The sequence below is a fragment of the Duganella sp. FT27W genome (assembly GCF_009295655.1).
Taxonomy (GTDB): domain Bacteria; phylum Pseudomonadota; class Gammaproteobacteria; order Burkholderiales; family Burkholderiaceae_D; genus Rugamonas; species Rugamonas zoogloeoides.
In genome coordinates, this window is the sequence record NZ_WHIV01000010.1 from 1 (window position 1) to 8,531 (window position 8,531).

An 8,531-nucleotide genomic window follows, 5' to 3' on the forward strand; every position below is an offset into this window, starting at 1 on the left:
TACTCACCCGTTCGCCACTCGCCGCCAGGTTGCCCCGCGCTGCCGTTCGACTTGCATGTGTAAGGCATGCCGCCAGCGTTCAATCTGAGCCAGGATCAAACTCTTCAGTTTAATCTCTGTTTATTTGACACTTTCGTGTCACCGTCATCGCTGACGGGTCGCTCACTCAAAATACTGACAGGCCACTATTTTCATAGCGCCTATTTCATTACTTCTTGTGAACATTTGATATTTTAAGTATCACGCTGCAAGCAGCGTGTGCACTTTCATCAAACGTCCACACTTATCGACTGTTAATTTTTAAAGAACTTATTCAGTGTTGCTTGTGTTCGCTAGCTGATCGTTTTGTCTGCCGCGAAGAAGAAAGAGTATGAAGCGTTTAGCTTGTTTCGTCAACCTTCTTTTCCGTACTTTTTAACCTTCGCTTCACTCTGCATTTGCATGCGTTGTTCTGCGAGGGGGCGAATTATAGGCTGGCCCGCAGGGGCTTGGCAAGCACTTTTCTGGCGACGTCCGACAGAATAATCATGGCCAGCGCAGCCGCGCCCACGCCCATCAATATCCGGTGATCGCCGCCGCTTTGTGCGAACAAATACGAGTAACCGTAACCGGCCAATGCCTGCGTCAGCGCGAACACCGTGGTAGCCTTGCTCCAGACGATGTTTTGTCCATGGGCGTCGCCCGGCAAGATGCGATGCAGCCGCGCCAGGGTAATCGGCGGCACACCCGGCGGATAGGAACCGATCACCAGCGTCGCCAGCATCAGCACCAGGTGGTGGGTCGAAAACATCATCAGCACTACCGCGCCGATTTGCAGCCAAGTCATCAGGTGGCTGGTGGCCGAGGCGCCCAAGCGATCGGACATCCAGCCGTAGGCCATCGGGCCGATCATGGCGCCCACGCCATAGACGATCCAGAACAACGCCGCCTCGTGCGAACCCCAGCCGAGTCCGCGCGCCACATAATCGACCAGGAACATCATCAACGGCACCAGGCCCACGGCCATCAGCGCATATTGCACATACAGCAGCATGAGTTCGGAACGCGCGCCCGCTTCCATGGTGACGGCGGCCTGCCCTACTGGCGGATGAGTGTGTACCGCATGCGGCCAGCACGCCCAACTTGCAATGGTCAGCAATAGCGACAAGACGCCGAGCCCGAGCCAGGTAGCGCGCATGCCGACATCAAGCAACAACGGCACCAGCGTGCCCGACATGGCAATACCTACGCCGATGCCAAGAAAAATGGCGCCGCTGGCCATGCCCTTGCGCGCGGCCGGCACATGCGGCAAGACGCTCGATGCGGCCAGCACCATGATTACGCCGCCCGACACGCCGGACAGCAGGCGCCAGACAAAGAACCAGCCCACCGATAACGGAAACGCGCAGGCAAAGAATGCCAGCGACGTCAGCACCATCATCGCCCGCAAGGCGGACCTGGCGCCATAGCGGCGCGACAGCGGCCGCCCCAGCAAAGCGCCCACCAGGTATCCGACCAGGTTGGCCGCACCCAGGTACACCACGTCGCTCGCGACAAACCAGTGCGCCTCGATCATCGGCGGGATCAGCGGCGTGTACGCAAAACGCGCCAGCCCGATACCCACCAAACTGGCGCACAGGCCGGCAAATATGGCACGCGCGGTGGCGGCCCGGTCTTCAACGATATCCATTCACAGCTCCTCATGATGTTTGACAGCATAGTCAAACTTGACAGGGGTGTCAAGAATGTCGATAATCGGCCCATGGCTGGTATAAAACAATTCAATGAAGAGGAAGCGCTGGAGCGTGCGATGCACGTGTTCTGGCACCGCGGCTATGGTGCGACCTCGATGCAGGAGTTGGCGCAGGCCACCGGCGTGCTGCGCGGTTCGCTCTATAACGCCTATGGCGACAAGCAGGCTATCTTCCTGCTGGCGTTTGCGCGCTACCAGCGCCGCTATCTGGAGACAGTGCGCGAGCACATGCAACTGTCCGATCCGGTGGCGGCACTGCGTGCTTACTTTACCTACGTGATCAAGTCGATGTCGGAACTGGCGCCGGGGCGGGATGAAGACGCGGCGCCGCGCACACGCGGCTGTCTCACCACCAAGATCGCCACGGACGAAACCGCCATGGACGAGCCGGTGCGCAATGCCTTGCGCGGCATGCTGGAAGGATTGGGCCTGGTACTGGAAGAACGGCTGGCCGCGCCCGATGCGGTAGCACGGCTGCGCCTGTCACCGCAAGACGCCGCCCGCCTGCTGGTCACTTTTACGCGGGGAAATGTGGTGATGGAGCGCATCTACCACGGCCCGGAACAACTGCAGGCCACGGCTGACAGCCTGATACAACTACTCTTTAAAGCTGATTAAACTCAAGCGTTATGAATGACGGCATCAACGCGCTTGTGCACGTCTTCGGCAAACGCCAGGAACGCTGCCATTTCGGTCGGCTGATTGACATCGAGCGCATACCATTCGGCCGAGCCGCCCGCCTTGCGGATCTCGTTGACCAGGCCCTGCAAGCGGCTCGATCGGCGCGCGCCGAGCACCACGTGGTGGCCCTGCTGCGCCAGTTGGCGCGCCGTGGCCGGTCCGCTGCCCCGGCTGGCGCCGGCGATCAGGATGACTTTACGCTGTAACGGTGGGTTCATGATGCGGTCCTTTCCCTGGCAATGACACGAGCATGCATCTTACGGCTGCGTGTCGATGCTGCAAATGCACATGGCTATGCGATTCTTGCCTAATCCTATACTTCAATCGCCAGGCCATGGCGGCCCTGCGTCTTTTGATGGATCATTCCTATTCATGAGCGCATTAAAGGAAATGACGTGGACCGCCTGATCGAACTGCATCGCCAACTGGCCCGGCACGATGGCTATACCGACACCGACGTGGACGCCGTGCGCCTGACGCGCGCCACCCAGAGCGTGGCCAAGACGCCGGTGATGTCGGAGCCGTGTATCGCCATTGCGCTGCAGGGCCGCAAGCGCGCCTTCTTCGGCACCGATGTGCTGCAATTCGACGCCAACCAGTACCTGGTGGTGGCCATTCCGATGCCTTTTTCCAGCGCGACGGAAGCCACGCCGGAGGAACCATTCCTGGGCCTGACAATACAGGTGGACCGCACCACCCTGGCCGACCTGATGTTCGCCATCGACCAGACCGATAACGAAGTGCCGGCCGCACCCAAGGGCATGATGACCACGCGCATGGATGCGCGCCTGCGCGATACCGTGCTGCGCCTGCTCGAAACGCTCAACTCGCCGCTGGAAGCGCGCGTGCTGGGACCGGCCATCGTGCGCGAGATCTGTTTCCGCGTGCTGATGGGCGAGCAAGGCGCGGCGATGCGCGCGGCGCTCACCAGCCAGGGCCAGTTCGGTCGCATTGCCAAGGCGCTGCGCCGCATCCACGCCGACTACGCGGCCAGCATCGATGTCGGCATGTTGGCGGCCGAAGCCAATATGAGCGTGCCCGCCTTCCACGTGCATTTCAAATCGGTCACGCACTGCTCGCCGATCCAGTACGTGAAATCGGCGCGCCTGCACCAGGCACGGCTGCTGATGGCGCGCAACGACATGACCGCGCAGGCAGCCTGCGCCCAGGTCGGCTACGAAAGCCCGTCCCAGTTCAGCCGCGAATTCAAGCGCTTTTTCGGTCGCAGTCCAGGCGAGGAAGCCGATGTGTTGCGCCGTTACCTAGCGCCACCGGTGATCGAACCGGCGCAGTTGCTTTAAAAGTAATATTGGATTAGCATGGTTGCCTGGCGGCATTGCAAATAAGGCAGTGCCACCCCTGACAACTACAGAGGAACAGCATGCGACGTTTTATTCTCATCCTGGCCGCGCTGGCGGCCACGCCCGCCGTCACCATTGCCGCCCCTTTCGAACCGGGTGCCTATATCGCGCTGGACGTCGGCGGCGCATCGACGTCATCGAAATATGCGGCGGACGGCGATGACCTTTCATTCGGCGGCAAGGTCGGCTATCAATACACGCGCAATTTCGGCTTCGATGTCTATGCCCGCAGTTTGAGCTTTATTTCCAATTCAGGTGTCTTTAGCGAACGCGGCCTCTATCCCGATCAGACTGTTGGTATCGCCGCGCAAGGCACTATGCCACTCAACGAAAGCTTCAGCCTGTTCGGCCGCGCCGGCATCGGTCGCACCAGCTTGAAAGGCAATCGCTCGGGGATGAAGGACAAGGAAGAGACCGATGGCCTGGTGGGCGTCGGCTTGAGCTATCACTTCAACCGCCAATGGTCGATCAACCTGGAAGGCAGTTACCTGACCAAGACCGAGATCAAGATGTATTCGTTTGGCGGCCGCTTCCAGTTCTAACAGCTCCCGACAAAAACTCCAGCGCTGCGTTGCCGGTCCTCGCCGCATAACCGCTCCGAGACCACTTGCACCAGGTGCCGCTCGCCCATCGCTTCGAATTCGAAGCGTACCGGCAAGAAGCGGGCGATCACCTGGGCGTTGGTCAGTGCGTGCAATGACAGCGCGTCGGTGGTGAAGCTGCCGGCGCCGGCCAGCGCCATGGGCAGCATGAGCTGGTCCGCCAGCCACTCGCTCACTGCCGCGCCGGAGGCGATGTAGCGGCGCGCACGCTCCAGCGTCTGTTTCGCCACGGTTTCGGCGCGCACCATTTTTTCGCCGAAGCCGGCAAACACTTCCGTCACATGCTCGTGTTCAAGCGTCAGCAACAGCACGTTGCCTGGCCCCATTGCCAGCGGCAGCCGATGGCACAGCAGGTGCGCGTCGCCCCAGCCCATGCCTTGGCCGATGCATTCCAGTTCGCGCCTGGCCACCGACTCGGGCACGCCCGCCACAAAACTTTCCGCATAGCCGTGCAGGCGCGTTCCCCGCTCGGTCAACTCCAGCGCCCGCAAGCCGGCGCATGGCTGCACGGTCGCGACCAGTTCGCCGCCACCGGCCGGGTAAAAGCCGAAACGCCGCAAAGTGAAATCCACCTCGGCGCCCATCGCCGCCAGCACCCGGCCATAGGCGCGCTCGAGAAAGTGCGACGGCGGCGCCATCGAATTATGGGTGCCGCCAGTGACCGTCACCCGCGACGACTGCCCGGCAAACAGCAGCGCAGGCAACACGGTCTGCATCACCAGCGTGGAACTGCCGGCGGTGCCGATCGCAAACGAGTAATCGCCGGCGCGGATGGCGCCCGGCACGAACGCCAGCGTTTGCGCGCCGACCGCCACGTCGCCCACGTCGGCGCCGCATATACGCGCTGCCGCCTGCACCGCTACCAGGTGCTGCCGCAGCAATCCCGGGCGCGACCGCCCCGCGCGGATATTGGTGATACGAAACGGCTGGCCGGTAATCATCGACAGGCTCAGTGCCGTGCGCAATATCTGTCCGCCGCCCTCGCCTGCTGCTCCGTCCAGTTCTATCATGCTCATCTTTATCCCTTCACGCACACGACCTGCTTGAGGGTGTGCACCACTTCCACCAGGTCGCGCTGGGCGTGCATCACCGCATCGATATCCTTGTAGGCCATCGGGATCTCGTCCACCACGCTGGCATCCTTGCGGCATTCCACGCCGGACGTGGCGCGCGCCTGGTCGTCAGCATTGAAGCGGCGCTTGGCCTCGTTGCGGCTCATGGTGCGGCCGGCGCCGTGGCTGCAGCTGTTAAAACTTTCCTCGTTGCCTTTACCGCGCACGATAAAACTCTTGGCGCCCATCGAGCCCGGAATGATGCCCAGCTCGCCTGGCCGCGCCGACACCGCGCCCTTGCGGGTGATCAGCACATCCTTGCCGAAGTGCCGCTCGCGCTGCACATAATTGTGGTGGCAGTTGACGGCCTCGACGTGGGTCTCGAACGGCTTGGTGATGATGGTGCGCACCGCCGCAATCAGGTTGTGCATCATCACTTCGCGGTTGGTGCGGGCAAAGCGCTGGGCCCAGCCCACCGCCTCGACGTAGTCCTGGTAGTGGGTGGTGCCTTCTTCCAGGTACGCCAGGTCGTCGTCGGGCAGGTTGATGAAGTGCGTGCGCATATCCTTCTTGGCCAGCTCGATGAAGTGACTGCCGATGGCATTGCCCACCCCGCGCGAGCCCGAGTGCAGCATGAACCAGACGGCGCCAGTTTCATCGAGGCACACTTCGATGAAGTGGTTGCCGCCTCCCAGCGTACCCAGGTGCCGGTAGTTGTTGGTCTTGCTCAGCTTGGGCGTCTTCTGGCAAATCGCATCAAACTCGTCCTTGAGCTGCGCCCAGGCTGCATCGACCGGCGCCGGCGGCGTGTTCCAGCTGCCCTCGTCGCGGCCGCGATGGCTGCGGGTCTTTGGCGACATACCGTGGGGAATGGCGCGCTCGATGGCGCTGCGCAGCGGTCCCAGGTTGTCCGGCAAATCGTTGGCGTTGAGCGTGGTCTTCGCTGCCATCATGCCGCAACCGATATCAACGCCCACCGCTGCCGGAATGATGGCGCCCAGCGTCGGGATCACGCTGCCGATGGTTGAACCCTTGCCCAGGTGGACGTCCGGCATCACTGCAATGTGCTTGTAGATGAACGGCATGCGGGCGGTGTTGGCGAGCTGCTGCTTGGCCGATTCTTCCACTGGTACGCCCTGGGTCCACATCTTGATCGGGCTGCCGTTGCCGGTGTCGAGGGTATCGTAATTGAGATTTTCCATTTTCTTCTCTTTCATTTTTATCTTTGGGTAAGCCTCTTATTGCAAACGCCATGCCAGCTTCTTGGAGATGCGGCAATATTTTTATAAGCCATTGAATCAATACGATAATTTTTCTTTTTGGCGTCTTTCACTCACGTTTAGCCGACATCATCAGGCATAATTATTTATCCTGATTTATAAGAATTTATCCATGAAAATCAAACGCAAAGTGGCGATCGGCTTTGTCGGCAGCCAACTCGACAGCGGTCAACGGACCGACCGCTGGGAAAAATGGCGGCCCAGCGTCTCGCTCACCCAGCACGACGACTTGGTGATCGATCGCTTCGAGTTACTCTATAACGGAAAATTCAGGGACTTGAGCGAACGCGTGGCGCGCGACATCGCCACCGTGTCGCCCGAAACTGTGGTCGCCATCCACGAGATACCGATGCACGACGCCTGGGACTTCGAGGATGTGTATGGGGCGCTGTTCGATTTTGCCAAGAACTATCCTTTCGACACCGAGCACGAAGACTACTGGATCCATATCACCACCGGTACCCACGTGGTACAAATCTGCTTGTTCCTGCTGACCGAGGCGCGTTACCTGCCCGGCCGGCTGCTGCAGACGTCGCCGCCCCGGCGCGGCGGCGACCAGGCCGGCTACCAGCTGATCGATCTCGATCTCTCGCGCTACGACCAGATCGCCCAGCGCTTTTCCAGCGAACAGGCCGAAGGCGTGGCGTTCTTGAAATCGGGCATCCCCACCCGCAATGCCAGCTTCAACACCATGATCGAGGAAATCGAAAAAGTGGCCGTAAAATCGCGCGCGCCGATGCTGTTGATGGGCCCGACCGGCGCCGGCAAATCGTTTTTGGCGCGGCGCGTATTCGAACTGAAAAAGAATCGCCATCAGCTCGACGGCAAGTTTGTCGAGCTGAACTGCGCCACCGTGCACGGTGATGGCGCGGCGTCTACCCTGTTCGGCCATATCAAGGGGGCTTTCACCGGTGCAGCCAGCAATCGGCCGGGACTGCTGCGCAGCGCTCACAAGGGCTTGCTGTTCCTCGATGAAATAGGAGAACTGGGCCTGAACGAGCAAGCAATGCTGCTCAAGGCACTGGAAGAAAAGCGCTTTCTGCCGGTGGGCAGCGACGAGGAAGTGGCCAGCGACTTCCAGCTGATCGCCGGCACCAACCGCGACCTGGGCGCCGAGATGTTGGCCGGCCGTTTCCGCGAGGATTTATATGCGCGCATCAACCTGTGGACCTATTCGCTGCCACGGTTGGCCGAGCGGCCCGAGGATATCGAGCCCAATGTCGATTTCCAGTTGGCGCTGTTTGCCATGGAAAGTGGCGAGAAAGTCAGCTTCAACAAGGAAGCGCGTACCCGCTACATGCGCTTCGCCATGTCGGTCGAAGCGGTATGGAATGGTAATTTCCGCGACCTGGCAGCTTCGGTCACCCGGCTGGCCACGCTGTCGGATGCCGGACGCATCACCGACCAGCAAGTGACTGACGAAATCGCGCGCCTGAAACGGCTGTGGCAACATAACGCGCAGCCAGTATTGTTGAACGGACTGGATTTGTTCGACAGCATGCAGTTGGAAGCGGTGATTGCCGTCTGCCGGCAATCGAAATCGCTGTCGGATGCCGGCCGCAAGTTATACGCGGTATCGCGCGATGCCAAGGCCAAGCCCAACGATGCCGATCGCCTGAAGAAATACCTGGCCAGGTTTGACCTGCAATGGGATACGCTCTGAAATGCGAAAAACCCCCAACCAGATCACTGGAAGGGGGTTTTTCTATATAACTAGCCTGACGATAACCTACTTTCACACTGGTTGCAGCACTATCATCGGCGCAAAGTCGTTTCACGGTCCTGTTCGGGATGGGAAGGGGTGGGACCGACTTGCTATGGTC

Annotated in this window: 8 protein-coding genes and 2 rRNA genes; 4 read left to right on the top strand and 6 right to left on the bottom strand. The window is 60.5% G+C overall.

From position 1 onward, the window contains the following. Nucleotides 1-111 (bottom strand): 16S ribosomal RNA (locus F8197_RS28050); the annotation flags it as partial. A gap of 355 nt (nt 112-466) precedes the next feature. Then, the gene (locus F8197_RS28055; RefSeq protein ID WP_152885370.1) at nt 467-1,669 is read right to left on the bottom strand and encodes a YbfB/YjiJ family MFS transporter; all 1,203 of its coding nucleotides are present in this window, start codon (nt 1,667-1,669) and stop codon (nt 467-469) included. A gap of 72 nt (nt 1,670-1,741) precedes the next feature. Here F8197_RS28055 and F8197_RS28060 point away from each other — a divergent pair, with 72 nt between their 5' ends. Then, nucleotides 1,742-2,350, top strand: coding sequence for a TetR/AcrR family transcriptional regulator (locus tag F8197_RS28060; protein WP_152885372.1), 609 nt, complete (start codon nt 1,742-1,744; stop codon nt 2,348-2,350). A gap of 2 nt (nt 2,351-2,352) precedes the next feature. On the opposite strand, the gene F8197_RS28065 is transcribed toward F8197_RS28060, so the two are convergent. Further along, nucleotides 2,353-2,631 (bottom strand): SDR family oxidoreductase, encoded by a 279-nt coding sequence (locus F8197_RS28065; protein WP_152885374.1) that lies wholly within the window; start codon nt 2,629-2,631, stop codon nt 2,353-2,355. Nucleotides 2,632-2,817: 186 nt separating this feature from the next. Between F8197_RS28065 and F8197_RS28070 the strand changes: the two genes are divergently transcribed. Continuing rightward, the gene (locus F8197_RS28070; RefSeq protein ID WP_152885382.1) at nt 2,818-3,714 is read left to right on the top strand and encodes an AraC family transcriptional regulator; all 897 of its coding nucleotides are present in this window, start codon (nt 2,818-2,820) and stop codon (nt 3,712-3,714) included. An 80-nt stretch (nt 3,715-3,794) separates the two neighbouring features. Beyond that, nucleotides 3,795-4,316, top strand: coding sequence for a porin family protein (locus F8197_RS28075; protein ID WP_152885376.1), 522 nt, complete (start codon nt 3,795-3,797; stop codon nt 4,314-4,316). Here F8197_RS28075 and rtcA read toward each other — a convergent pair. Further along, nucleotides 4,313-5,392: an RNA 3'-terminal phosphate cyclase gene (gene rtcA / locus F8197_RS28080; protein ID WP_227012459.1), complete on the bottom strand. Its 1,080-nt coding sequence runs from the start codon at nt 5,390-5,392 to the stop codon at nt 4,313-4,315. The two genes, F8197_RS28075 and rtcA, sit on opposite strands and share 4 nt — an antisense overlap. Before the next feature lie 2 nt (nt 5,393-5,394). Next, a complete protein-coding gene (locus tag F8197_RS28085) occupies nt 5,395-6,630 on the bottom strand; it encodes an RtcB family protein (RefSeq protein WP_152885378.1) in 1,236 nt (411 codons plus the stop codon). A gap of 190 nt (nt 6,631-6,820) precedes the next feature. Here F8197_RS28085 and rtcR point away from each other — a divergent pair, with 190 nt between their 5' ends. Then, nucleotides 6,821-8,371 carry an RNA repair transcriptional activator RtcR gene (gene rtcR, locus F8197_RS28090; protein WP_152885380.1) on the top strand — a complete coding sequence of 517 codons (1,551 nt, stop codon included), beginning with the start codon at nt 6,821-6,823 and terminating at the stop codon, nt 8,369-8,371. 53 nt (nt 8,372-8,424) lie between these two features. On the opposite strand, the gene rrf is transcribed toward rtcR, so the two are convergent. Further along, nucleotides 8,425-8,531, bottom strand: a 5S ribosomal RNA gene (rrf, locus tag F8197_RS28095); the annotation flags it as partial.